Source organism: Lacticaseibacillus salsurae (genome assembly GCF_045862175.1).
Taxonomy (GTDB): Bacteria; Bacillota; Bacilli; order Lactobacillales; family Lactobacillaceae; genus Lacticaseibacillus; species Lacticaseibacillus salsurae.
Genome location: NZ_BAAFZI010000007.1, coordinates 15,514 through 40,245 on the forward strand (window position 1 = coordinate 15,514; position 24,732 = coordinate 40,245).

At 49.2% G+C, this 24,732-nt stretch carries 22 protein-coding genes; 7 read left to right on the forward strand and 15 right to left on the reverse strand.

Features of this window, described 5'->3' with window-relative positions:
• Positions 1–1,104, reverse strand: coding sequence for an aminopeptidase P family protein (locus ACKTSG_RS03940; protein ID WP_407892168.1), 1,104 nt, complete (start codon positions 1,102–1,104; stop codon positions 1–3).
• A 202-nt stretch (positions 1,105–1,306) separates the two neighbouring features.
• Between ACKTSG_RS03940 and ccpA the strand changes: the two genes are divergently transcribed.
• Complete coding sequence (ccpA, locus tag ACKTSG_RS03945; RefSeq protein WP_407892170.1) at positions 1,307–2,308, forward strand: catabolite control protein A; 1,002 nt, start codon at positions 1,307–1,309, stop codon at positions 2,306–2,308.
• A gap of 40 nt (positions 2,309–2,348) precedes the next feature.
• Here ccpA and ACKTSG_RS03950 read toward each other — a convergent pair whose 3' ends face one another.
• The 3 genes from ACKTSG_RS03950 to ACKTSG_RS03960 are packed head-to-tail and all read right to left on the reverse strand — an operon-like array spanning position 2,349 to position 4,382.
• Positions 2,349–2,699, reverse strand: a complete 351-nt coding sequence (locus ACKTSG_RS03950) for a hypothetical protein (RefSeq protein ID WP_407892172.1) — start codon at positions 2,697–2,699, stop codon at positions 2,349–2,351.
• A 13-nt stretch (positions 2,700–2,712) separates the two neighbouring features.
• On the reverse strand, positions 2,713–4,005 hold the full coding sequence (locus ACKTSG_RS03955) for a Y-family DNA polymerase (RefSeq protein WP_407892174.1): 1,293 nt from the start codon (positions 4,003–4,005) through the stop codon (positions 2,713–2,715).
• A complete protein-coding gene (locus ACKTSG_RS03960) occupies positions 4,002–4,382 on the reverse strand; it encodes a DNA-directed RNA polymerase subunit beta (RefSeq protein WP_407892175.1) in 381 nt (126 codons plus the stop codon). The genes ACKTSG_RS03955 and ACKTSG_RS03960 overlap by 4 nt, the downstream gene beginning before the upstream one ends.
• 884 nt (positions 4,383–5,266) lie before the next feature.
• On the opposite strand from ACKTSG_RS03960, the gene ACKTSG_RS03965 reads away from it, so the two are divergent.
• From ACKTSG_RS03965 to ACKTSG_RS03980, 4 genes are all read left to right on the forward strand, one after another.
• Positions 5,267–6,157: an ABC transporter ATP-binding protein gene (locus ACKTSG_RS03965; RefSeq protein ID WP_407892177.1), complete on the forward strand. Its 891-nt coding sequence runs from the start codon at positions 5,267–5,269 to the stop codon at positions 6,155–6,157.
• A gap of 1 nt (position 6,158) precedes the next feature.
• Positions 6,159–7,781 carry an ABC transporter permease gene (locus ACKTSG_RS03970; RefSeq protein ID WP_407892179.1) on the forward strand — a complete coding sequence of 541 codons (1,623 nt, stop codon included), beginning with the start codon at positions 6,159–6,161 and terminating at the stop codon, positions 7,779–7,781.
• A gap of 66 nt (positions 7,782–7,847) precedes the next feature.
• The gene (locus ACKTSG_RS03975; protein ID WP_407892181.1) at positions 7,848–8,504 is read left to right on the forward strand and encodes a TetR/AcrR family transcriptional regulator; all 657 of its coding nucleotides are present in this window, start codon (positions 7,848–7,850) and stop codon (positions 8,502–8,504) included.
• The gene (locus ACKTSG_RS03980; protein ID WP_407892183.1) at positions 8,497–9,522 is read left to right on the forward strand and encodes a DNA glycosylase AlkZ-like family protein; all 1,026 of its coding nucleotides are present in this window, start codon (positions 8,497–8,499) and stop codon (positions 9,520–9,522) included. Before ACKTSG_RS03975 ends, ACKTSG_RS03980 begins: the two co-directional genes overlap by 8 nt.
• A 26-nt stretch (positions 9,523–9,548) precedes the next feature.
• Here the strand turns inward: ACKTSG_RS03980 and ACKTSG_RS03985 are convergent, their stop codons facing one another.
• The 11 genes from ACKTSG_RS03985 to ACKTSG_RS04035 all read right to left on the reverse strand — a co-directional run bounded on the left by ACKTSG_RS03985 (position 9,549) and on the right by ACKTSG_RS04035 (position 21,528).
• Positions 9,549–10,349 carry a glycosyltransferase family 8 protein gene (locus ACKTSG_RS03985; protein WP_407892185.1) on the reverse strand — a complete coding sequence of 267 codons (801 nt, stop codon included), beginning with the start codon at positions 10,347–10,349 and terminating at the stop codon, positions 9,549–9,551.
• Position 10,350: 1 nt separating this feature from the next.
• A complete protein-coding gene (locus tag ACKTSG_RS03990) occupies positions 10,351–10,923 on the reverse strand; it encodes a histidine phosphatase family protein (RefSeq protein WP_407892187.1) in 573 nt (190 codons plus the stop codon).
• Positions 10,924–11,126: 203 nt separating this feature from the next.
• Complete coding sequence (locus ACKTSG_RS03995; protein ID WP_407892189.1) at positions 11,127–12,047, reverse strand: FAD:protein FMN transferase; 921 nt, start codon at positions 12,045–12,047, stop codon at positions 11,127–11,129.
• Positions 12,044–12,730 carry a PAS domain-containing protein gene (locus ACKTSG_RS04000; RefSeq protein ID WP_407892191.1) on the reverse strand — a complete coding sequence of 229 codons (687 nt, stop codon included), beginning with the start codon at positions 12,728–12,730 and terminating at the stop codon, positions 12,044–12,046. The genes ACKTSG_RS03995 and ACKTSG_RS04000 overlap by 4 nt, the downstream gene beginning before the upstream one ends.
• Before the next feature lie 17 nt (positions 12,731–12,747).
• Positions 12,748–13,338, reverse strand: coding sequence for a hypothetical protein (locus ACKTSG_RS04005; RefSeq protein WP_407892193.1), 591 nt, complete (start codon positions 13,336–13,338; stop codon positions 12,748–12,750).
• 14 nt (positions 13,339–13,352) lie between these two features.
• Positions 13,353–15,125 (reverse strand): pyruvate oxidase, encoded by a 1,773-nt coding sequence (gene spxB / locus ACKTSG_RS04010; RefSeq protein ID WP_407892195.1) that lies wholly within the window; start codon positions 15,123–15,125, stop codon positions 13,353–13,355.
• A gap of 203 nt (positions 15,126–15,328) precedes the next feature.
• Positions 15,329–16,720, reverse strand: coding sequence for a DHA2 family efflux MFS transporter permease subunit (locus ACKTSG_RS04015; RefSeq protein ID WP_407892197.1), 1,392 nt, complete (start codon positions 16,718–16,720; stop codon positions 15,329–15,331).
• Positions 16,721–16,809: 89 nt separating this feature from the next.
• Positions 16,810–17,217: a MarR family winged helix-turn-helix transcriptional regulator gene (locus tag ACKTSG_RS04020; RefSeq protein WP_407892199.1), complete on the reverse strand. Its 408-nt coding sequence runs from the start codon at positions 17,215–17,217 to the stop codon at positions 16,810–16,812.
• A 58-nt stretch (positions 17,218–17,275) separates the two neighbouring features.
• On the reverse strand, positions 17,276–17,374 hold the full coding sequence (locus ACKTSG_RS04025; protein ID WP_407892283.1) for an AraC family transcriptional regulator: 99 nt from the start codon (positions 17,372–17,374) through the stop codon (positions 17,276–17,278).
• Positions 17,375–17,541: 167 nt separating this feature from the next.
• The gene (locus ACKTSG_RS04030) at positions 17,542–20,226 is read right to left on the reverse strand and encodes an alpha-mannosidase (protein WP_407892201.1); all 2,685 of its coding nucleotides are present in this window, start codon (positions 20,224–20,226) and stop codon (positions 17,542–17,544) included.
• Between the two features lie 30 nt (positions 20,227–20,256).
• Positions 20,257–21,528 carry a glycoside hydrolase family 125 protein gene (locus tag ACKTSG_RS04035; protein WP_407892202.1) on the reverse strand — a complete coding sequence of 424 codons (1,272 nt, stop codon included), beginning with the start codon at positions 21,526–21,528 and terminating at the stop codon, positions 20,257–20,259.
• Positions 21,529–21,649: 121 nt separating this feature from the next.
• Between ACKTSG_RS04035 and ACKTSG_RS04040 the strand changes: the two genes are divergently transcribed.
• Together ACKTSG_RS04040 and ACKTSG_RS04045 are read left to right on the forward strand one after the other, a co-directional pair.
• Positions 21,650–22,687: a GntR family transcriptional regulator gene (locus ACKTSG_RS04040; protein WP_407892204.1), complete on the forward strand. Its 1,038-nt coding sequence runs from the start codon at positions 21,650–21,652 to the stop codon at positions 22,685–22,687.
• A gap of 2 nt (positions 22,688–22,689) precedes the next feature.
• Positions 22,690–24,729, forward strand: a complete 2,040-nt coding sequence (locus ACKTSG_RS04045) for a GH92 family glycosyl hydrolase (RefSeq protein ID WP_407892206.1) — start codon at positions 22,690–22,692, stop codon at positions 24,727–24,729.
• The last annotated feature ends 3 nt before the right edge of the window (positions 24,730–24,732 follow it).

The following is a 24,732-nucleotide window of genomic DNA, read 5'->3' on the forward strand; positions in this document are numbered from 1 at the left end:
TCATTGAATGATCTGGAATTCTTTTGGGGTATGGGTAAAGGGTTCACACCCAGTTGCGGTGACATGGACACAATCTTCGATCCGCACGCCAGCAACCCCTGGGATATAGATCCCAGGTTCAATAGAGAAGCACATGCCTTCAACTAATTCCATGTCGTTGCCTGCCATGATCGATGGAAATTCATGGGTGGACATGCCGATGCCATGACCTAAGCGGTGGTTGAAGTATTCGCCGTAGCCAGCTTTTTCGATCACATCTCGGGCGATCTTATCCAAATCACTGGCGCGCAAGCCAGGACGTACTGCCGCTTGAGCAGTGAGTTGCGCTTCTAAACACACATCAAAGATCTCACGCGCTTTTGGCGAAACGTCGCCGCCAAATGCCACCGTCCGCGTGGCATCTGACATATAACCATGGTTGTTGGTCCCAAGATCAAACAACACCAATTCGCCTGGCTGGATTTTGGTGGCTTCTGGGCCACCATGAGGGTCCGCTGCATCCATGCCTGCTTGGACGATCGTGTCAAACGACATGTGCATGACGCCTTGTTTCATCATCGCATATTCGATTTCAGCCACGACAGCTTGTTCCGAGCGGCCCGCTTGCAAAGCTGCAAACCCAGCAGCAAAAGCCGCATCGGCTTGTTGGCCAGCCACTTTCATGGTCGCCAGTTCCGCATCGGTTTTGATCAATTGTAAGGCTTGGATCTTCATGCTGACATCAGCGGGAAAACTGGCTTGTGGGAACTGGCGGGTAATGGCTTCAAATTTTTGCACCGCCAAATCAAGCTTTTCAATGCCCCACTTCAATGGGTTGGGGTTGATGGCGCGAATATGATCTGCGATCAAGGCAAAGGGATCTTCATGATCGAGGTAGCCAAACACTGGGTAGTCCCAGCCAGCCTTTTTCACGGCTTGAATAGACAAAGCTGGGGTGAACAAAAATGGTTCATGGTCTGGAAACACGAACAAACCGGTGACGCGTTCTTCTGGATCTTGAAAGAAGTTGGTAAAGTAGTTGATGTTGGTGAAATTGGAGATATAAGCGACGTCAAGGCCTTGGTCTTGGACCCATTGTTGCAAGTTTTGCAGTTGTTGATTCATCTTGTCTCGCTTCCTTTTTTCACAATTGTTTACTTGGGTAGTATACCATGAAAGCCGTCACACCGGCTTTCTGAAAAATGGTCGTGAAAGTTTCCCTGAAAAATTCAGTAAAACGCTTGCATTCCCTACCATAGTTTGCTAGAGTGAATTGTAAATTAAGCAAGTATTTATCGCTACTGTGAAATAAGGAGCTACACAAATAATGGAAAAACAAACAATTACGATTTATGATGTTGCACGGGAAGCAAGCGTTTCAATGGCCACCGTTTCGCGGGTCGTCAATGGGAACCCGAACGTTAAACCAGCAACGCGCAAAAAGGTCTTGGAAGTGATCGACAAACTCGATTACCGGCCAAATGCCGTGGCCCGTGGCTTGGCTTCTAAAAAAACCACCACTGTCGGCGTGATCATCCCTGATGTGACCAACATGTTCTTCTCAAGTTTGGCTCGTGGGATCGATGATGTGGCCACCATGTACAAGTACAACATTATTTTGGCTAATTCGGATGAAAACTCCCAAAAAGAAGTCCAAGTCCTTAACACCTTGTTGGCCAAACAAGTGGACGGCTTGATCTACATGGGCCATGATATTTCTGACAGCATTCGCCAAGAATTCTCCCGTTCCAAGACCCCAATCGTTTTGGCAGGTTCGGTGGATCCTGACGAACAAGTCGGTTCTGTCAATATCGATTACGTTGCCGCAGTGGAAGCAGCTACCACACAATTGATCAACTCTGGCAACAAAGCCGTCGCCTTAGTCACTGGTCCTTTGAGCCAACCAATCAACGGTGAATACCGCTTGCAAGGTTACAAGAACGCCTTGGCAAAAGCGGGTTTGGCTTATGATGAATCCTTGGTCTTTGAATCTGAAGCCTCTTATCATGCCGGCTTGGCTGTCTTCAAGCAATTGCAAAAAGCCGGTGCCACTGCCGCATTAGTCGGCGACGACGAATTGGCCTTTGGCGTATTGGATGGCGCGATCGACGCTGGCGTTTCGGTTCCTGATGACTTCGAATTGATCACGTCCAACAACACCAAGTTGACTGAAATGGCGCGTCCACAAATGACTTCCATTGACCAACCATTGTATGATATCGGTGCCGTGGCCATGCGCTTGTTGACCAAGATGATGAACAAAGAAGAAATCGACGCCAAAACGATCCGTTTAGGCTTTGACATCACCAGCCGCAAGTCAACCAAATAGTTTTGCTGAAATCAGGCCTAGTGCCTGATTTTTTTTGCGCTTAATCTGATTTTGGCACATGATAATGCGTGCTGGCGCCATGCCCATGGACATTATCATTAACGATATCGCGCCCTGGATGCACCAGGTGATGGGTATCGCGAAACTCGATGCGCATTTTAGTGTGAGCCCGCAGATCTTGCATCACTTGTTGATACTTGGCGGCATCGCGCGGCATTTCCATGAGATCATAGCTGTAATGCAAGGCATCACCAAAGCGCCACGCCTGCAAGAAAAACGAGTAGCGATCAAAATAATGATTATTCACCACCAATAAGACATAACGCCATTTATACTTGCGCAAAAAATACTTATCAAAATTAGCGATCAATTGCCGTGATTCTAATAACATAGGCCCCTCTTTTCTAGCCAGCATGCCCGCCGACCAACCCTGAACGATCGATCGCCGTGCCGCCATCAGTTTTGGAATAACCACGCACAATGGCTTTATACCCAAAGCGCTCGCGGATCTTATCGATGCTGGCGGCTAGTTTTTGTTCGGCTTCTAGTTGCTCAACATTTTCAAATAAGTCCGTTTGGATCGTGGCTGGCTTGCTGATGCGATTGACGCGCACGCCGACATTGCGGATCGCATTGCCTTGCCACTTTTTGTGGAGTAGATAACGTACCGCGCGGATCACGTCATCGGTGCGATTGGTCGGGTCGATATGCGTTTGCGCGCCCCAGTGAGTCTTGCCTTGCGCGTCTGGTTCGGCAAACCCCACGGAAATGCCCACAACTTCGCCAACCACCCCATGCTTGCGCAAGCGCGTGGCCACTTGATCGGCAATTTCTGACAACACGGTTTCTAGATCTGCCATGGTGGTGTAATCGCGCATCAACACTTGCGAATTGCCATACCCTTTGTTTTCGCTACGCGGCAAATACCGACGCGCCAGATCAGAGTAATCGATTCCCCATGCGTGAAAATACAAGGCATCCCCTAAAATCCCAAAGCGCCGATGCAGCAGTTGCCGGTCACTTAACGCCAAGTCTTTGAGCGAATATATCCCCATGGCTTCAAGCTTGGCTGCGGTTTTGTTGCCAATGGACCAAAAATCCGTCAGCGGATCGATCTGCCACAACTTGGTTTTCACATCGTCGTAATCCCATTTGGCGATCCACGGGGCTTTTTTCTTGGCCTCATTATCCAATGCCAGCTTGGCTAATAAAGGATTTGGACCAATGCCTACCGTAGTGAAAATACCAGTGGCTTGTTGCACTTGCTCACGGATCGCTTGGGCGATTTCGTCATTGCTGCCAAATAATTCATGTGAAGCCGTGACGTCGATAAAAGATTCATCGATCGAATACACATACCAATGTGCATCATCTGTGAACTTGCGGTAGATCTCATTGATGCGGTAATTGATCTTGATGTAATCGCTCATATGCGGGTCGACGACTTGGATATCCATATCCGGGCGCAATTCAAATTGCCGCGTGCCTAATTTCACCCCATAATCTGATTTGGTGTCAGGCGATGCCGCCAAAATCAACCCACCGGCAGATTCTGGCCGCGACAATACCGCGTTTTTTGCTGCAAGCGGATATTCTGCGCGGCGAACGGCTTCCACACTGGCATAAAATGATTTGCAATCGATACACATGATGTCGCGTACTGGCAAGCGTTTCGGGTCATCAAGCGGCGTGGTCATGCCGCCCACCAATGCTTAGAAGCCACGGTGCGCACATGACGCATATCTGCCACTGATAGTGCTTGGATCCCGCCATCTTGTGCTTGCAAAAACACCCGGCCAGCATCACACCCGACCACCACGCCAACAACTTCCGGCAAATACGCCGCATCCCACATAGCGTTAAGTTGAATGGCAACAACTTGCCGTTTTTGAAACGCTTGTTGCAACGTACTATCGATCGCCGCATCAGTCATCGCTGCGCGTGGTGCTTGCGGCTGATCCTTGTGGGCCGCTTGTTCCATAAAGGCGCTATGATCAGACAACAACCACCCCATCCAATTCATCATGCCGCGATCATCATATAACCACAGTTCTCGTGGTACCACATATGCCATTTGGATCACCTTCCTTATGCGTCTATTATACGAACAAGTGTTCTATAATTTCAAGAACGTTTGTTCGCTTTTTTCGTTGGCGTCATGTTTTCCATTAATTTAATGGCGCTGCATCAAATGATGTGTAGAATCGATTTGGCTTTTCAGGTGATCTTTTTGCAAATTTAAAAAAGCGCTTGCATTTTTTGGCCGGCGGTGTTATGCTTCACTCACCAACAAAAAGTAAGTGCCAGGGACTTGCTTTTGTTGGCAAAAGCACGAAGCAAAGCCGCGCGGTTAGGTACATCGTCTGCGCTTTGTGGCAACAAACATCCCCATGGTGTCGAAGCGTGGGGATGCGCATTCCGTGGGCAAAAAGTCGCTGGGGTACCGAAGAAAATTGTCAGCTATCACTTCGACAAAAGTGAGTCACAGAAGCGGCCCGTCGTGTTTGAGCGTTTCGCGACTGATCAGTGGATCATCAAGACAACTGTCGCCCAGTTTCGTCCGATGGCTCCCTGATCTTCGTCGCAACAACCTCATCACAACGAGTCGGATTGTGCAAAACCCGGGATCCACCTGCGCCACCGTTTTACCCACAGTGAGTTTTGTGCTGTGGCAGTTCGAGTGCCCACGGGCATGACAACGTGTGACCTCACCTCGGGGTCACGCTTCACAAACGAATGATAACGCACCTAAATTGGGTTAGTGGGCACTTTTTCAACCAAACGTTGGAAATGTGCCTATTTTTGTGAATTAGCTTTTCACTTAACTTTACCGTTATCTCAACATTTCGGCCGAGTACAAAATATTTGACTCGCAAGTCATTGACCATCCAGTCATTCGGTGATACACTGCAAGCGCAAAGATGTTGATGCAATCAATTTCCTTAAGGAGGCCACTTTATGGCACAGCCAGTGGTTCAGATCGAGCATTTACAAAAACACTTCGGCAAATTTCAAGCCTTGAAAGATATCACCTTTAACGTTTATCCTGGTGAAGTTTTCGGCTTCATTGGCCCAAATGGTGCCGGCAAATCCACCACCATTCGGACACTGCTGGGTATCCTCAAAAAATCCGGTGGCCAAGCCCGGATCTTCGGCCAAGATGTGTGGTCACAAGCGGTTTTGATCCACAAACGATTAGCTTACGTCCCTGGCGACGTGTATTTATGGCCGAATTTATCCGGCGGCGAAGCGATCGATCTGTTTTTAAAACTCAACGGTCAAAAGCACTCTGCTCACACTGATGCGTTGATCACCGCGTTTGATCTGGACGTCACCAAGAAAAATCGTGCCTACTCCAAAGGCAACCGGCAAAAAGTGGCGTTGATCGCCGCTTTTTCCACTGACGCTGATCTCTACATTTTTGACGAACCAACGTCAGGGTTGGATCCCTTGATGGAAGAAGTCTTCCAAAAACAAGTATTAGCCTTGAAAGCCGCGGGTAAATCGGTGCTGTTATCCAGCCACATTCTCAGTGAAGTGGAGCGCATGTGCGATCGCATTGCCATTATTCGCCAAGGCACGATCATTGAAACTGGTAGCTTGGCGGATATGCGCCAACTTTCTCGCACTCAAGTGACTGTGACTACCGTCAAAGACCTCAGTGCGATCCAACAAATGCCTGCCGTCCACGCTTTTAAACAAACTGGCAACAAAGCCTCTTTTGCCGTTGATTCTGAACATCTCGCCAGCGTGATGACTGCTTTGGCCCCACTTGAGATCAAGCAGTTGCAAAGTACGCCGCCAACTTTGGAAGACCTATTCTTGCGCTATTATAATCAGGAGGCTTGACATGTTTGCCACACATTTTGCCAAAACTGGCCAATTATTGCGCTTGGATCTGCGCCGTGATTGGCTGAAGATCACTTGTTGGTTGATCGGCTTAGTCGGCTTAATGGCCGGCGCAGCAGCGAAATTCAACGGCTTATATGGCACGTCAAAAGCCATGGGGACGATCATCACCACTTTAAAAACGCCAGCAATGGTATCCTTATTAGGCCCGTTCACCGCCAAATCCCCTTATTCAGTCGCGCTGGTTTATGCCGCTGAAATGATGGTTTTCATGGGCTTATTTACCGCTATGATGAATATTTATTTTGCCATTCATGCCACGCGCGCGGATGAAGACTCTGGGGTTTTGGAATTGATCCGAGCCCACAGTGTTGGCCGCTTTAGCGCGTTGACTGCCGCCATTGGGGAATTGGTATGCCTCAACTTACTGGCAGGTGTACTAGAGGCATTGGGGTTGCAAGCCAGTGGCATGACCGGCATGGATCAAGCCGGCAACTGGTTGTTTGGGTTGGGCTTGGCAATGTTTGGCTTGATGTTTGGGATCTTCAGCTGCTTTTTTGCCCAAGTCGCCACTTCTGCTCGTGGGGCGACGATTTTGAGTTACAGCTGGTTAGGCCTGCTTTACGTGGTGCGCATGGGTACCGACGTCAAAAACCCTGACGCCACTTGGTGGACGATCTACGGCTGGATCGAAAAACTTGATATTTATGGTCAAAATCACTGGTTGCCTGTGGTTTTGATGCTAGCGATGAGCTTGGTGATCGGCACTTTAACGTATGCCGTTGGCGCAACTCGCGACGTGGGCGCCGGTTTACTGCCAGATCGTCGCGGGCGCCGACACGCATCGCGGTTTTTGGCTGGCCCGCTTAGTTTGGTCGCTCGCTTGGAACGTACCAGTACCAGTATTTGGTTGATCGGTTTGTTGATCCTTGGCGCCACTTATGGCTCGATTTTTGGCACCGCCGGCGATTTGTTGAAATCCAATCCGATGATGGCCAAGCTGATCGGCACCGCCGCCACTGATGCGGCCAACCGCGCGATCGTGTTGTCATTTGCCAATAAATTGACCATTATTTTTGCCGTACTAGCCACCATTCCAGGCTTGATCACTGTGTTTCGTTTGAATGGCGATGAGCGTAAAGGTTATTTTGAGCAACTCCATGCGCACAGCGTGTCACGCGCACACCTGTATTTTGCCATTGCGGGGTTTGGCTTGATCGTCAGCTTAGCGAGTTTTGGACTCGCGATTTGTGGGATGTATTTAGCCGGCGTTGCGTCAATGGGCGCCAATATGCCTGATTTTTCTCGCTTTATGCGCGGATTTTGGGGCTTTGCACCCGCGTTGATCACCAGTATCGGGGTCGGGGCCTTGCTTGCTGGTTGCTTGCCGAAATGGCAAAATATTACTTGGATCTTGCCAGCATACGGCTTTTTCTCCTTGTATTTAGGGGCGTTAATGAATTTTCCCAAGTGGGCGACGCAACTGACGCCTTTTGGCTGGGTCAATACCGTACCGCTTAAAACCGTTAATGTTGGCACTGCCATTTGGATGACTGCTTTAGGGATCGCTTTGGTGGTGGTTGGATTTGCAGCATACAAGCGGCGTGACTTATTAGTCAATTGAGCATCAGTGGCGTAGTTGGCTTCTTGCGCCGCTATTGGTGTCAGTAATCGAAGAAATGGAGTTATCATGGCAAAATCTCGTTTGACGATCGATCCTGAAAAACAAACTCGCATCTTAGAAGCAGCGATGCACCAATTCGCCCATCATGGGTTTCGCGACACCAAAACCGACGCCATCGCGCAAGCTGCTGATGTGTCCAAAGGCTTGATCTTCAATTATTTTGGCTCTAAAGCAAACTTATATTTAGAAACTGTTCGGCGCACCTACGCCAAGATCTTAAAAGCGGCAGATATGTCAGTATGGCAAGATTCGCCTGATCTGGAAACGATGGTCGCACGCGCCTTGCGCTATAAAATTCAAATGCAACTCGATTATCCAGATGAGTTTGCTTTAGCAATGCAAGCGTATGCCGAAGTCGGCAATTTGCCAGCCGAATTACGAACAAAAGTCGCAGCGATTTGGACGACTGTCACTGAAAACAAAGTGCCTGACATGATCACACCAGTGCTCAAGCGCCTACCGATGCGTCCTGGTATCGACACCCAAACCGTGGTCAACATGATGACGATGATGATGAACCTGATCGGCGAACCAGCCAAAAAAATGATCCGCGATGATCCCAATATTCAAATCAATGATTTTGACCCGATCATCGCCCAAGTCCTGCAATATGTTCGAATACTAGAATATGGTTTCTTAGACCCCGAGGACAAACATGACTGATCTACGAATTCAGCGGCTGGCCGCATTAGGCAAAGCCCATACCACTGAAACGCTCACCCAAGCCTTGAGCCAAACTGTCGGCATCCAAGCGCAGCAATTACGGCAAGCAGAAGTTGGCTTAGCCTTGCAGGTACCGAGTTTGACGCGTAATGAGCTGGTGGCTGCTTATGACAGCGGCGTCGTGGTGCGTGTTTGGGCGCAACGTTGGACCTATCAACTCATGACGCAAGCTGACTGGGCATTAGTGATCGCTGCGCGCTTAAATGAGCAGTTGCCGACGGCTTATTTTCAAGGTCAGCAAACATTATTTAAAACGCTGGCAACAAGCTTGACGCAATACTTGGCCACCATTGATCACATCAGCCAGGCTGAAGTCGACTATTACCTTGAAAAACTGGCAGGCAAAACCTTGTTGCCGCAAGAACGCTACGCCATTCTTCAGTTGGTCGCGCATACTGGCGCTTTCACCTTTGTTCCTAAAGCTGGTAATCAATATGAGCTGCGCGTCCAGCATGTCTCACTAGTGGCGCCAAATACCGCGATCACACAGTTGATGCCGCGGTATTTAGCCGGATTTGGGCCCGCTTCGATCAACGATTTTTGTAAATGGGCTGGCTTGACCTTGAGCCGCGTCAAGCCGCTGTGGCAACACGCGGCACAGGATTGGGTGGATGTTGGCAACGGTTTGTTTGCCCTTGATCTGCCAGCAACCACTGAGTTTCCGGAAGTGGTACTAACTGCAGGTTTTGATGCCGCAATGACCGGCTACGCTGATAAGAATTGGTTGACCGATCTCACCCATCAACGGCAATTATGGACGGTCAACGGCATTTTGAAGCCTTTGGTGATCATCAACGGTGCAGTGGTCGGTACTTGGCATTTTAAGGTGCAAGGCAAAAAAATGCGCGCCACTTTGAACGCTTGGGCACCTTTAACGTCCGCGCAAATCGGAAAGCTCACTGCAAAGTTGCAACACGTCGCCCAGTTTTTGAATTTGACCTTGATCTTTCAACCCTAAAAACGCTTGGCAGCTGGCCAAGCGTTTTATATGCGATTCAAATAATTGAGATACAACGCCGTAAAGCGCGTATCATGTCCTGGCTGCCAAGGTTTGGCACTGCCGCAAAAATGCAAGATCGCCGTATGCGCCATCACCCAAGGCATATCGTGTTTACCGCGACTACGCGTGTAATAAGCCAAAAATTTGCGCGCATCATAGTTATAGCGCTGTTCATCTAATGGCAAGATCTGATCGCCATACAACAGATTCAACAGATCTTGATCTGGCAACAGCAACTGGCGTTCATAGCGGCGCAACGCTTGATTGATAGTCGTCAAATTGATCTGTTGGCGCGCTTTTTGAACGTCGATCACCAACACCCCAGAATTATAATACCCATGGGTTTGATTTAATCGCACGCGGTTGAGGTCGTTGATCATATCAGTGAGTCCGGAATGCGTGGCAGCAGCAAACAAATGACCAGCCAAGCGCTTGCGCCACAGCGGCTTTAATGAATGCAAAACCAATATATCCGGATCCAGATAGATCACTTTTTTAACGGTTTGCGGCAACAATTCACCACATAATAAGCGGTAGTACATTTCCTGCGGATAGCGCTTGGTGGTTTTGGGTGCGCTAAAATGCTCAGCGGCCACTTGAATGGCAGAAAATTGCCATCCCCAAGCTGCAGTTCGCGCTGTTAAGTCGCTGACTTGCGCGTCTGACAAGTGACGATGCAACAGCCACACATGCCAATGGTCATCAGGTGCCGCTAAATGTAGCGATGTCAGCATCACCGTTAACGGTTGCAGGTAATTTTCATCGATCGTCACTAATAGATCCATCTTACCCCTCCGGATGGATCACGCTTTGCAAGGCAAACGTGCCATCAGCATAAGTGTATTTCAACATGGTGCAGTTGCTTAACTGCTCATGGGCGGCTTGAAACTTGTCCCAACCGAACTGATGCACGAAATTATAACAAGCGCCACCATGTGACACCACCAGAATCGTTGATGCCGGATCTTTTTCTGCGATCGCCATTAATGTGGCGACCACGCGCTTTTGCACATCGCTTTGGGCCTCGCCACCGTAAGCCACAAAATAATCCCCATAAGGCGCTGGCGGGTTCAAATACTCAGGCTGGCCTTCAAAGCGGCCGAAGTTCCATTCCTTCAACCCTTTTAGCCGGGTGATCGGCAAGGTGGGACAAACCAAGCTCAACGTGTCACTAGCGCGCTCTTGGGTGGAACAATAGCCTGATTCAATGTGGATCTGATGAGCTTTTAACCACTGGCCAGCTGCTTGCGCTTGGGCGCGCCCAGTTGGGGTCAAAGGGGAATCACACCACCCTTGGATGCGTTGTTCTTGATTAAATAAGGTTTCCCCATGGCGCATTAAATAAATCGTTTTGGTCATGATCTTACCTCCGTTGTTTCCAGACTACCGCCAAATCAAGGCGCTTTCAACAAAAATGGGGATGATCCTTCAATCCCTTAGTCGCATTCCCCCAAAAAACTGTGCCTAGACATACAAACGCCGGTACCCCGCGATTTAAACCATAAATCGTGAGGTACCGGCGCTGGTATTTTGGACTAAAACCGCTTTAGCCTTGATTTTTTTCAATGACGTAAGGTGACGCCGATGGTTTCATGGTGCCCATCTTGAAAGGCAAACACTGCCCCAAAATGTTGCGGATCGTTTAGCCAGCCATCAGGGGCCACCCCAGCGAAGAATAAACGCTTGGCTTCTAGTTCGCCTTGGATCGAATCTTTTGTAAAAACAGTGACGCCAGCAAGCTTGGTTTGCAGCGGATAGCCGGTGCGCGGATCAAGCAAGTGATGATACTGCTTGCCGTCTTTGATCAAAAACCGTTCGTAAATACCGCTAGTGACTGCAGAACACGCAGGTAAAACCGTCAACCCTAGATCTTCATGGCGCTTTTTGGCAGGGTCTTGGACCCCGATCACCCACTGGCCATCAGCCCGCCTTGGCGAGTCCCCGACAAACAACAAGTTGCCACCAAGATCGATGATCCCAGCTTGCACGCGATACGCCTGCCACAAACTGCGGATCTGATCGGCAATATCCCCTTTGGCGATCCCGCCAAGATCGAGTTCCATGCCTTTAGCCAATAACTTCACCGTATGGTTGCCGGCATCAAGTTCAACTAATGCAGGGTCACATAAAGCCAAGCGCTGTTTGACCTCAGTGTCACTAGGAACATTGGCCCCTTTAAAACCGATTTTCCACAACTTGACTAAAGGTCCGATCAACGCATTAAAGCCAAACTGTTCCCGACTCGCAACGATTGCTTGTTGGATCAGTTGAAACGTCGCACTAGACACCGCCACTGCCTGCACGCCAGCAGCCGCATTGACTGCCATCACTTCAGAAACTGTGCGATTGACAGTGAGGCGATCTTCTTGTTGGTTGATCAAATTTTCAGCAGCAGTCAGAGCTGCGGTGTCCAACTCGCCAAAAACGGTCAACTTGATATGCGTTCCTAATGCGTGCAACGTGAGTGTTTTAGGCGCGATCATAAGTCGTAATTAAACGGGCCAGGTTTATTCGCCGCACTCGTCTCGGATTCAGACGCACCAGTATCGGCATCCGCTTTAACTGGGGCTGCTTCTTCTTCAGACGCACCAGTATCGGCATCGGCTTTAACTGGCGCTGCTTCTTCTTCAGACGCACCGGTATCGGCATCGGCTTTGACTGGCGCTGCTTCTTCTTCAGATGCACCAGTGTCGGCATCAGGTTGGCCAGTTTTGCCGTCTGCTTTAGACGCGCCACTGGAGGCATCTGACCAGCCGCCATTTTCATAAGCGGTTAAAATCGGTTCTGCTGAGCCGGTAAATTCGATGGTGCCAAGGTACTCACCATCAACATCGCGCAAGGCAAAATATTGAATAAACACGCGATGCCCGTGCATCATCAGTGGCCGCGTCACAAAGTCGCGACTGCCATCTTTGAAACTGTTGATGATCCCCATCACCACTGGCAATACCCGCGCGGGATGACACTCGGCGACAGTTTCGTTGAGCTCATCAACAGTCCGCACATGCTCACGGTTGGGTTTGTTTGAATACCAGGTGAAGTGATCCGTATGATCGATCAAGTCGATTTCAAACGGGATCGTTGAAAAAATTTGTTGTACTTCAGTCAGCGTCAGCCGACCAGTGGGAAAATTGATATATGCGCCATCATATTCTGGTTTTGCCATGATAAATTCCTCGATTCTTATCCTGCGACGATTTGTTGGTGCTCATCAAGTCGATGACCTAACAAGCGCTCAGCTTCTTTGAAGTGGCCAGCTTTGCGCAACTGGCGAATACGCGTTGAAGAGATCTTTTCGCGATCTTGGGTCAAGCACGCCACCACGCGAGTTTCAAAGTGACTTCGCCCTAGCGTTTCCAAAGCTTCCACGCCAGCGGCGCCAAATTGACCAAAGGTGTAATCAAACCCGCATACCACCACTTGTGCTTGCAGTGCGACTAAGTAGTCGTTGACAAATGCTGGCGGGGTCAGTGCCGCAAATTCTCGCGTAAACCGCGCGACATATAACGTTTGGACCCCTAAGTCAGCCATTAAAGCCGCTTTTTGATCCAAGGTGGTCAAGTAGTCAAACGGTCGCTTTGAAAATAGCGTGCTGGCGTGGCGATCAAGCGTCATCGCCGCCAGTGGCAGCTGGCGTTGTTGGGCGATTTGCCGAGCGGTTTTGATCACGTGCTGGTGACCTAAATGGACCCCATCGAAAAAGCCGAGCGCCAACACACATGGCTGCGTGGTGATCTGATGGATCGCAACGTTATCGATCATAACGATTGCCATGTGCGTGCCTCCGATCACTTCTTTTTGTTTGCTTTGGCCGGCTTGGCTGCTTTGGCTTCAGCTAAAAATGTCCGCAACGGCGTTAAGCTTTGCGCATCATACTTCGCCACAAATTCGTCGATATCAGATTGCTTTTGATAAGCTGGATCTAAGAACATATGCTGGGTGGTAAATGGCATTTTGTGGGTCAATTTCACATCGATGACGACTGGCAGAGTAGTATTTTTCGCGTCTTCGATCGCCGCTTGAAATTCCGCTTTGTTGTGCGCGGTATAGGCTTTGGCGCCCATACCAGCCGCAATGGCAGCCCAGTCGGTGTCAGGAATATCCACGCCTGATAATGGTTGATGAGAATCGTCGCGTTGTTCGGCTTCAATAAAGCCTAACGTGGCGTTGGAAAATACCACATTGACCACATGCAAGCCATACTTCACTTGAGTCAACACCTCTTCGACCAACATGGCAAATGCCCCGTCACCAGACAAGCTGTACACATCGCGTTCTGGATACAAGATCTTAGCCGCGATCGCCGCTGGTAAGCCGTAACCCATGGTGGCGTATTTCCCAGAAGTGGTCCATTTTTGGGTGTGTTTGATGTCCAACAAGCGTTCAAAGTTGATATTCACGTTGCCGACATCAACTGCAAACACCGCTTTTTTCGATGCAGTTTGGTTCAACACATCAAAAATCGGTTCTGGACGCACTGGCGACTCGGTTGAATCTTTAAAGCTATTTTGCCATGCGACCCAGTTTTGCTTGTTGGCCAAGCAAGCTTGATAAAATGGTGTGGCTTGCCGCGGCTTGCCGGCTTTAAGCATGGCTTTCAGCGCCGCTTTGGCATCTGCTAAAATCGCCACATCGTTATGGCGCCGCTTGCCTAATTTGGTGGATTCAATATCGATTTGGATCACTTTGGCTTTCGGGTTGAACAACATGCTGGCAAAAGGCACATCATTGCCGACCCAAAGGATCAAATCAGCCGCCATGCCGGCTTCGACCCCAGGCTTTGGCGCAACGCGCCCGGTTGAGCCTAAATAAGCAGGTTCGGATTCATCCACGATGCCTTTGGCCAAGACACTTGAGATCATCGGCATTTTAAACATTTGAGAAACCGCTGACAATTGTTTGCGGGCGTGTTTAGCCCCTAAGCCAAAGTAAATCAGTGGGCCTTTGGCTTGTTGGATCAATTTCACTGCTTCTTGGATCTTTTGCGGATCTGGCGTGATCGCGTAAGGCTTGATTTGGGTGTTGGCATTGGACACATAGGTATCTGGGATCTGCGCCCAACCGAAGTCTTTGGGAATGGTGACGACAGCAACGCCTTTTTTCTCGTACGCTTCTTGGATCGCTTCATCGATCACTTTCGGCAAGGAACGCGCCGTCATCACCGTGCGGTTGAAAACAGCCACATCGTTAAAGATCGGTTCTTCATTCATCGCTTGGAAGTAGTCGATGTTCATGTTGCTACTTGGCACTTGCGCCACGATTGCTAACACTGGGGCGCGATCGATTTTGGCGTCATACAACCCATTAAGCAAATGCACCGCCCCAGGGCCAGCTGAGCCAAAACAAACGCCGATCTTACCGGAAAGTTTGGCTTCTGCAGACGCGGCAATGGCGCCAGCTTCTTCATGCCGCACTTGAATGAACTTGATTTGATCTTGTTGGTTGTGCAAGGCGTTCATCGTGGAATCAAAACTGCCGCCAGGATAACCGTAAATATGGTCGACGCCCCATGATTCGATGACTTTTAAGACTGCATCGGAGCCGCTGATTGTATTTGTCATGATTGACCTCCAAATATATATGCCGTAAGCGCTTTACAAGATTAAGTCTAACGCCAATGTAAGCGATTCACCATGTTTGTACGTGCCTAAAAACTAGTGCAGAAATGACATGCTGTTATATTCTTCACAACCATAAACAAAAGGCGACCCTATCAGCACACGGGGTCGCCTTGTTTATTCACATAGTTAAATCTGTAATACAGTCATGATTTTACTTGTGGTGCTCGTCGAGTCATCCACCACATCATGACAAATGCGATCGCCAATAAAACCACTAAAACGGTAAAACTGTTCACACTGCCACTGATCGTCCCAGCTGCTTGCGAGGTGGCCGCTTTTTGCCCAGCAGCCACGATCGCCGCAGCCATACTGGTTCCAAGTGCTGCCGCAAATTGCTGCAACGTATTAAAAATGGCATTGCCATCAGCGTGAAATCGTGATGGGAGTTGATTCAAGCCAAAGGTCATTAAGTTCCCATAACCCAAACCCATTCCCAACATAAACACAATGTACCAACCTAAAATCAAAGCATTGGCCAGATGCTGGCCAAACAGCCAAAAACCAACTGTACCGATCAACAACAACGTGACACTCACGCGCAAGGGTTTTGTTGCCCCAACCCGATCAAACCAGCGCCCACTCAACGGTCCAGCCACTGCACCAAGCGCCGCGCCAGGTAACACCACTAACCCGGCGATCAACGCCGTGTTGTGATTGACTAGCTGAATATAGTTCGGAAGCAAAAAACTCAATGCCAACGCACTGACTTGCAAACCCACAAATGCGATCACTGCTTGGACGAAAGTGGGTGTTTGAAATAAGCGCAAGTTGATGATCGGCATTTGAATCTTTAACGACCGCACGCTAAAGGCGATCAACGCCACCAATCCCACCAGCAAAGCCCCAGCCACTGACACGCTGAAAAACGGTTGCGATCCCCAACTCGAGATCCCAAAAATCAATCCGCAAAAGGTCAACACGATCAACGCCACACTGCCTTGATCGATTTTAGCAGCACTGGTTGCCGATTTTTGCGAGATACAAAGCACCCCAATGACCAAGGCCACGATCAACACTGGCAACAATAACGCAAAAATGTAGCGCCAAGACATCGTGGAGACGATCAATCCGCCAAACGTCGGCCCGATCGCAGGCGCTACGCCAGTGATCATGGTGCCGACCCCCATCATCATCCCGATTTTGCTGGCAGGAACTTGTTCCAAAATAATATTAAACATCAACGGCAGCGCGATCCCAGTGCCTAAGCCTTGCACTGCACGGCCTAACAACAACACCCAAAATGCTGGTGCCACGCCATCAAGCACCACGCCCACAATAAAGAAGCTGATCGCAACTAAAAAAAGCGTGCGGGTTTTGAATCGTCGTTTCAACGTTGCCGACAGCGGCACCATTGATGCCACCACCAGCAAATATAATGTGGTCATCCATTGTACTGTATTAGTCGCCACATGAAATTCTGTCATTAACGTGGGAAAGGTGATATTCATTGCCGTTTCAACGATCACGCCACAAAACGACATCAAGCCAGTGGCAATGATCGCACCGATGACCTTGGGTGAAATTTTCTCGTTCATAAAGTCCTCCATTTCGTTAGCTAGCTAACGAAAACCAGTGTACACCTTTTTACCGTCGCGAACAAAAAAATCGCCTTTCACGGCGATTTTTAGCGATTCAAGTCGATGAAATACTCAAGCATCCGGGTAAACGTGGCACATTCTGTGGGACTGAACGTTGCATTCATGGCCGCTTGTTGCTTGGCAATATAAGCGCCAACCGTTTGATGCAAGGCTTGCGCTTTATCCGTTAACGCGACTGTTTTTTGCCGCGCATCGTCAGGCGCACTTGCCCGAGTGATCAAGCCCGTTTTTTCCATGCGTTGCAACGCCACAGTGGCTGTGGAGCGTTGAATGTTGAAAGTTTGTTCAATGTCGCGTTGCAAACAATTCGGCTGGTTGCCAACGAAATCGATGATCGACATTTGCATCCCCGTCAAGCCAAATTGTTTGGCATACGCATCCATGCCTTTGCTCATTTGATTGTTGGCCAGCCTGACTAATTTTCCGTAATTCATCCTGCCACCTCTTTGTTAGTTGCCTAACATGATACGCAAAACCTCAGGCGCATGCAACTTAGGCCGTGGCCACTTCTCGAAATTTTTGTGGGGACATGCCCGTTTGATCTTTGAAGATCTTATAAAAGTAATTGGGATTGGTGTACCCGACTGCCAGATATTAGCCAAAATAAACTGACTCGTCACATGCGGTATGCATTGGGAAGGCATTTCAAACCCGTCTTCTAAGTCAAGTCCGACCCTCGAATAGCCAAGACCGGATATGCTTATTAACGGGTGCTTAAGCGCACGGCAGGTCGAGATTTTTCAGGTACGCCGATAAACTTAGTCATCATTAACCTCCGTAAATGCATAAGTCCGAATTTCTGCCGGTTTCAGCTCATCAGTCACTGGCTGTTTTAAAGGCTGATCAACCAGATCCAGCAATTGGTCAGCCACAAAGCCATCATGCTTCACGACCAACGGCGTCTTTTGCCCAGTCATATTGTAGCCACGTACGATCAACTGTCGACCCGCCATTTTTGTTGCGGTGACGGCAAAACTTGGATCGCTTACGGTTAAATACGTCCCGCTTGGTTTTTGTTTACCCACTTGTTGTGGTTCGACTACGCCGCTGATCACTGGGATCTGAGCGGCCCGAGCAGCTTGTTGCGCCAAAAGCTGTTCGCGTTGGCTACCATCAGTAAAGGCAATCGAGAAGTCGGCGGTAAACGTCCCTAGGCATTGCGAATCATGGGTTTCAAAATAGCCCCAATCACCCATTTCGCCGACACAACGCAATAAGGTGACGGCTAAATATTCACCTTTTTTGCCAACTTCATACTCATTTAAGCCAATATTGCCGACCACGAGCCCACGACCAGCGTCAACGACACTGGCAAATGCTTGTTGATGCTGCGGATTCGTCGGATTTTTCCAGTTTGGTCCGACGGCATTTGGTCGTGTGACCACTTCAAAAATCGATTCCGCCGTGTGGCTACTCGTGTGCATTCCGGTATGGATCACCGCGCGGATCCGGTGATCTTTGGCGGCATTGTTGCCGCTGACATGCACTTGCAGGCGATTATCGTGATCCAAACGCAATTCAATATGCAGGGTCAACGCAACTAACTGTTTGCCCCGCGTGCTGGTGCGGTTGGTGATGTCGATCACCGCTTGGCGTTCATAATCCAAGCTGGCGGCCGCTTGACTGGGCACTTGCCAAGTCAGATCAAACCGCATGACTTGGCCACTGGCAGTGGCATCAGTCGCTAAGTGAGTGAGCTTGGCGTCTTGCGAGATCAAGGTCAATTGATCAGCCGACTGGCGATAAATATATTCATTGCCCATGTCGCCGGTATCTTCAAAGCCTAACGCATCTTGGTAAACTTGCGCCGTTTGTTTATCGGTGACCGTAACGGTGTGGTCTGACTCCAGCCGCACACTCAAGCGATCATTGGCAATTTCATTGACGGCTTGAGGCGCAACCAAAGCGCTGGCAGCCCCCGCTGCCACGGCCAACGTTTGCCAGCTAAATGCCGGCAAGTCGGCGGCCACTTCGACATCGACGTACAAGGCCATAAATGGCACCCGAAAAGCATGATCTGGCAACTCGTAGTTGAAACGCACATGTGGGTTGGAGATCTTGGCGGGAATTTCTTGGCCGTTGGCATCGATCACATGCATTTCCGGCAGATCAGGGATCTCAGCGACGAGTTTGTCATATTGGGCTTGTGGCATACCGTCTTTAAATAAAGCCCGCTTAAGTTCAACTTCAACTTGGACGCTTTCATGCTTTGCCGCGCCGGCAGTATTCATTAAGACGAATGGATGCGTGTCAGCGGCAAAACTTTCCGTATTCAGCTGTGCGCTGAACGCCGCCAAGGCATGTTTGCTCAAGCTAGTCCCAATTTGTTGCGCCGCAGCAAAACGCGTCATCATCCGTTGATGGACTGGGTCGATCGAACAACCACAAATCGAATCATGGGGATGGTTTTGTAATAACAAATGCCAAGCATAATCCAAACGATCTTGATTCGATTCACTATCCGTATGGCTCAACGCTAGTAGTGGTTCGACTTGATCTTCCAGCAAGCGTTCAGTTTGGGTATTTTGTTGTTTCAAGTAAACCCGACTGGAAGCAGTGTTGGCCAAAGTGTACCAACCGTCAGTTGCTTGGGAAGTCAATTCGCCATGGATCGTCGATAAGTCATCAGGTAGATCCGCTTTTAACGCTTTGATGTAATCGGCAAAGTTGGAGTGAATGAATTCATAATCTGGATACAATTCCCGCGCCGTGGCTAAAGCCGCCGATAAGTCTTGTTGGACTGGTTGGTGATCGACCCCATTCATGAATAACAGATCTGGCGTTGCGGCATAACGCTCAGCGTCGGCGAGTTTTTGATCCCAATAGGTTTTAGCTGCGGCAGGATCGACTGGGATCTCGTTGCCGTTAGAGTACCAATTGGCAAACAAAATGCCCAGCACTTTAGACGCATCCGGTCCTTGCCACCACATTTCCGAATACGTGGAATCAAAATCACCATGGCTGACTTGATTATTCAACCCCGTTGGCGTTACCCCACGACCAAACGCAACTGTATCCAAGCCAGCTAATTGCATCATTTGCGCGGTTTGCCCCATGTTGCCAAAGGTATCTGGGAAATAGCCTAACGGCGTGGGCTGACCCCACTGTTTGGCTTGCTTCAACCCATATTGTGTGTTGCGCACATTGGCTTCTGGGCTGATCAAAAAATCGTCTTGAAGAATATAAAACGGCCCAATGCGCAATTTACCTAATTTGATCCACTTGGCTAATTCATCGCGTTTTTCTGGGCGCACTTTCAAATAATCATCCAAAATGATCGTTTGCCCATCCAAGTGAAAACTATTGAACTCAGGATCATGTTCAAATAAATCAAACAAATCATCCATCAACGAGATCAAACGCATATGGTGATGCTCATAACCCATATACCATTCCCGATCCCAGTGACTGTGTGAGATCACAAACACTTTCTTTTTGGTCATATCATTTCTCCTTATCAACTGGCAGCGTGATCACACGCGATCGCCAAAGTAGGCCATCACCAATTCGCAAAACATCATATTGGCCCATGAGAACCATTCGCGAGTGTATTGACTGGGATCTTCAACATTGTAGCCTTCATGCATCATTTTGGTGCCATTGGTGGTGGCCACCAACTGATCCAAAATGGCCTTTTGGGCCTCACGATCAGTGGTAGTCAAGCCTTCGACAGCTTTGGCGATCGGCCAAATATATTCCGCAGGGGTGTGCGGTGACCCAAGGCCTTGACCGTATGTGCCGGCATAATAATAGGGATTTTCTTTGGAAAACATCGTCTTGCGCGTGGCTTGATAAATCGGATCATCCAACGTGGTGGCGCCTAAATATGGTAACGACAACAAGTTTGGTACATTGGCATCATCCATGACCAACACGTGGCCCAAGCCATCAACTTCAAACGCGTAGATTGCTTCGCCGGCAGCATTTTTAGTCAGGCCGTATTTTTGCACCGCCGCTTCGATCTTATCGGCTAAGAATGTGAAGCGTTCCGCTGGCTTGTGCAAAACGTCGGTATAAATTTCGGCCAATTGGCGCAAGGATTCAACAGCAAACAAATTGCTTGGGATCAAATAGCCGTAGACACACGCATCATCACTTGGCCGAAAGCCATTCCAACTTAAGCCACAATTGGCCACTGGCCGACCGACACCATTGATCAAGGTATCTTCTGGGCGGTCTTCGGTGCGTTCAAAGCGATATGGTGAATGCGCGTGGTCTTGTTCTTGGGTGATCACTTGCAAGAATTTCTCGATAGCTTGTTCGAATTGCGCATCAAAAATATCAGTACGCTTCGTGTTTTTCCAGAAGTTGTAAGCCAGCGATACCGGATAACATAGCGAATCCAGTTCGTATTTGCGTTCCCAGATCCAAGGCGACATTTCAGTATGGTCGCTTTGATGTCCCGCATGGTTGGCAGTTTGATTAAAGGCGTTGGCATAAGGATCTAACGCCATATTAAAAAATTGGCGATGACTGACACCGGCGATCACATCTTGCAATTCCCGATCGTTTCGTGCCGGCACCAAATAAGGCCGCAGTTGCGCCGTGGAATCGCGTTGCCACATGGCTGGAATATCGCCAGTCAGCACAAAAATGCGACCGTCAACATCAGGTACTAAGGCATTTTTCAACGTATCCGCGTAAGTCAAGGCAAACGTCTCTGCCCATGCGCGATGTTCATCACCGCACAAGTCAACGATTTTTTGGATATAGTCAGTGGCGCCTGCAGTTAAATAATTTGCCATTGTATTTTCTCCCTTGGTATGTTTTTACCCTTGCAATATACCATGTTCTGTGGCAGGATTGTTGCAAGCGCTTAGATTTTTTAAAAAAGTCGACTTATCCCGTTATACCAACTGGAGGATCATGGCTAAATATCAAGAATTATTCGATCATTTGCGCACCGCGATCTTACGCGGCGAATACGCGCCAGATGATCGTCTACCAAGTGAAAATGCGTTAGCCATTCGCTACCATGTGTCGCGCATCACCACCAAGCATGCGTTGAACGCTTTGGCTGACGCCGATTTGATCTACCGCGTGCAAGGCAAAGGGAGTTTCGTCAAGCCCCATTTGGCGTCACGTTCACGTCAGTTGTTGCTGGTGTTGCCTTTTTTGGATCCGCAAATGGGCGATTACGCCAGTGGCATCAAACAAGAACTCACCGGCACCACTTGGCAGCTGAGCACCTGCACCACCCAACAGCTCAAGCAACGCAACTTAACGGACTACGCCGGGATCTTTTATTACCCGCAAGATCTCAACGCCGAAATGCCGACGTTGATCCACTGCGCCCAAAATCGCATTCCGTTAGTGGTATTAAATGATGAACCAGCGCAACTGGCCTTGCCTAGCGTCACGTCTGACAATGCGACTGGTGGGGCGTTGGCAGTCGAACACTTACAAGCTTTGGGGCACACCCGCATCGCTTTTTTCAGTCGCGTCGCTTTTTGGCATGATTGGACTGGCACGGTGGCTGCGCGATTTTTTGGGTATATGAACCACTATCATCAACCTGGCGTCGATGGGTTGAAATGGGCGCAAGCGCTTGGGACCAGCTTGGACGTTCAAACCGTAGCCGCTTATTTGCGTCAAGAACAGATCAGCGCCTTGATCATGGGCAACGATATCGAAGCGGTGAAATTATCAACAGGCTTGACCAAACTAGGTTGGCATTTGCCTGAAGAGCTGTCGTTGGTCGGATTTGACGATTTGGCGATCGCCGCCAACAACACCCCACCGTTGACCACTTTGACGCAAGACTTTCCGGAAATCGGCCGTCATGCTGTTGATTTATTGTTGGCTCAGATCAACAATCCGCGTTCAAGTTGTGCCACTCGCGATACTGTTGCAGTTAAATTGGTCGAGCGCGCTTCGACCATGATGAAAAAGGAGCGAAATTGAATATGTTACTAGCTGACATCGATACCCGCATCGGCACAAAAAGCAATTACACTTTTTCACACGGGAATACCTTGGCTTTGACCGGCGTGCCGCATGGGATGAATTATCTCAGCGTACAAACCACGTTAGATGACACCAGTTGGTGGTTTGACCCGCAAGCCAAAAGTTTTGCCGGTATTCGCTTGACCCACCAACCTAGTCCTTGGATCGGGGATTTTTCAAGTGTGTTGTTCACCCCATTAGCCAGCAAGGACCAAACTTATTTAGGCACTTATCAAGACGCGACGTTTCATCCCCATGAACTCAGCGGTCATGCCGTTGAAGCAGATGTTACTTATCGCGCCACGGCAGGGATGTACAGTGGTAGTTTGCAATTAAGTGGCCATACGCCTTTGATGTTGAAAGTCACCGCCAAAAATTCGCATGTGATCACGCAAACGCCGACCCAACTGACTTTAGCCTTGTGCAATTTCTCCGGCAGCGAAGATGCTAACTTCACCATGTATCTCACCTTAGCGTTACCTAAAGCCACGCAAGTCACCACCCAACCTGATACGGTGATCTTGGAATTTGCAACGCTTGAAACCACTTTGAATTTTGCCACCAGCTTCATCAGCGCTGAGCTTTCCAGACACAATTTGGATCTGCGGCCCTATGCGGCACAATTGGCAGACACTGTTGCTGCTTGGCGAACGAACTTGGCCAAAATTTCCGTGAAAGATGCCGATGCCAAACACGTCGCCTTATTTGAACATAATTTCTATCGCGCCCTGCTGTTTCCGATGCGCTTTTATGAATTGGATGCTGAGCATCAACCCGTCCATTACGACACCACTGGCAAAACCGTGCGCCCTGGCATGGCCTTTACCAATAACGGCTTTTGGGACACCTATAAAACCTTGTTCCCTTTGATGTCGTTGATCGATCCTCAATTATATGCTGACATGTTGCACGGCTTTTATAACAATTACTTAGAAACCAGCTTTTTGCCGCGGTGGTTATCGCCTGATGAACGTGGCATGATGCCTGGGACCATGATCGATGCGGTGATCGCCGACGCGGCTGTCAAAGGTATCGCCGAAGACTTGATGCCTGATTTGTTACAAGCGATGATCCAAGGTGCCACCGTCGTCAGCCAAGATGTCAAATATGGTCGTGAAGGCTTGGCGGAATACTTACAACTTGGCTATGTACCGGCAGATATTGGCGAATCCGTCAATAAGACGCTTGATTATGCTTATTCCGATTGGCTGATCAGTGTCGTCGCCAAGCATTTAGGCCAAGATAAACTGGCGGCGACTTACTTGACCAAAAGTCACAACTGGCAAAACCTGTTTGACCCACAAAGCCAATTGATGCGGCCAAAAGATCGCAATGATCAGTTCCTACCCGATTTGTCACCGACCACTTGGGGCAATGGCTACACTGAAGGCAGTGCTTGGCAAAATAGTTTCGCTGTGTATCAAGATCTACCTGGCTTGATCAAAGCTTCTGGCGGCAAGCAGGCGTTTGCCAAACATCTCCACCACTTAGTCAACCAACCGGCGACATTCAACGTCGGCAGTTATGGCCAAACGATCCACGAAATGCGCGAACTGGCTGCCCAACCTTATGGTCAAGTCGCCATTTCCAATCAACCTAGTTTCCACTTGCCTTACTTGTTTGCCTTAGCTGATGATGCCGCAAGCGGCGAAGTGTTGATCAAAACCATGTTGACTCACGCCTTTAGCGCTGGGTGGGACGGGTATCCTGGAGATGAAGATAATGGGTCCATGTCTTCTTGGGTATTGTTTTCCATGTTAGGCTTTTATCCAGTCACACCTGGTTCGGGTGAGTATGTGCTTGGTATCCCGCTACTAGACTCAGCAGTATTGCACTTGCCAGCAGGAGATCTAACCATCACGACTGAAAATAATCTCCCAAGTTTCAACTTTGTCGCGCAGCGTGGATTTAATGGCGACCCCACTGGTGCCACGATCAAACACCACGACTTGGCGCAAGGCGGCTCACTGGCTACCCGTCTTCAATTGTTACCTCATTAAGGC

Bases quoted from the DNA above. Each gene is read 5' to 3' on its own strand.
- ACKTSG_RS03940 (WP_407892168.1), bottom strand. From the start codon at position 1,104: ATGAATCAACAACTGCAAAACTTGCAACAATGGGTCCAAGACCAAGGC.
- ccpA (WP_407892170.1), top strand. From the start codon at position 1,307: ATGGAAAAACAAACAATTACGATTTATGATGTTGCACGGGAAGCAAGC.
- ACKTSG_RS03950 (WP_407892172.1), bottom strand. From the start codon at position 2,699: ATGTTATTAGAATCACGGCAATTGATCGCTAATTTTGATAAGTATTTT.
- ACKTSG_RS03955 (WP_407892174.1), bottom strand. From the start codon at position 4,005: ATGACCACGCCGCTTGATGACCCGAAACGCTTGCCAGTACGCGACATC.
- ACKTSG_RS03960 (WP_407892175.1), bottom strand. From the start codon at position 4,382: ATGGCATATGTGGTACCACGAGAACTGTGGTTATATGATGATCGCGGC.
- ACKTSG_RS03965 (WP_407892177.1), top strand. From the start codon at position 5,267: ATGGCACAGCCAGTGGTTCAGATCGAGCATTTACAAAAACACTTCGGC.
- ACKTSG_RS03970 (WP_407892179.1), top strand. From the start codon at position 6,159: ATGTTTGCCACACATTTTGCCAAAACTGGCCAATTATTGCGCTTGGAT.
- ACKTSG_RS03975 (WP_407892181.1), top strand. From the start codon at position 7,848: ATGGCAAAATCTCGTTTGACGATCGATCCTGAAAAACAAACTCGCATC.
- ACKTSG_RS03980 (WP_407892183.1), top strand. From the start codon at position 8,497: ATGACTGATCTACGAATTCAGCGGCTGGCCGCATTAGGCAAAGCCCAT.
- ACKTSG_RS03985 (WP_407892185.1), bottom strand. From the start codon at position 10,349: ATGGATCTATTAGTGACGATCGATGAAAATTACCTGCAACCGTTAACG.
- ACKTSG_RS03990 (WP_407892187.1), bottom strand. From the start codon at position 10,923: ATGACCAAAACGATTTATTTAATGCGCCATGGGGAAACCTTATTTAAT.
- ACKTSG_RS03995 (WP_407892189.1), bottom strand. From the start codon at position 12,047: ATGATCGCGCCTAAAACACTCACGTTGCACGCATTAGGAACGCATATC.
- ACKTSG_RS04000 (WP_407892191.1), bottom strand. From the start codon at position 12,730: ATGGCAAAACCAGAATATGATGGCGCATATATCAATTTTCCCACTGGT.
- ACKTSG_RS04005 (WP_407892193.1), bottom strand. From the start codon at position 13,338: ATGGCAATCGTTATGATCGATAACGTTGCGATCCATCAGATCACCACG.
- spxB (WP_407892195.1), bottom strand. From the start codon at position 15,125: ATGACAAATACAATCAGCGGCTCCGATGCAGTCTTAAAAGTCATCGAA.
- ACKTSG_RS04015 (WP_407892197.1), bottom strand. From the start codon at position 16,720: ATGAACGAGAAAATTTCACCCAAGGTCATCGGTGCGATCATTGCCACT.
- ACKTSG_RS04020 (WP_407892199.1), bottom strand. From the start codon at position 17,217: ATGAATTACGGAAAATTAGTCAGGCTGGCCAACAATCAAATGAGCAAA.
- ACKTSG_RS04030 (WP_407892201.1), bottom strand. From the start codon at position 20,226: ATGACCAAAAAGAAAGTGTTTGTGATCTCACACAGTCACTGGGATCGG.
- ACKTSG_RS04035 (WP_407892202.1), bottom strand. From the start codon at position 21,528: ATGGCAAATTATTTAACTGCAGGCGCCACTGACTATATCCAAAAAATC.
- ACKTSG_RS04040 (WP_407892204.1), top strand. From the start codon at position 21,650: ATGGCTAAATATCAAGAATTATTCGATCATTTGCGCACCGCGATCTTA.
- ACKTSG_RS04045 (WP_407892206.1), top strand. From the start codon at position 22,690: ATGTTACTAGCTGACATCGATACCCGCATCGGCACAAAAAGCAATTAC.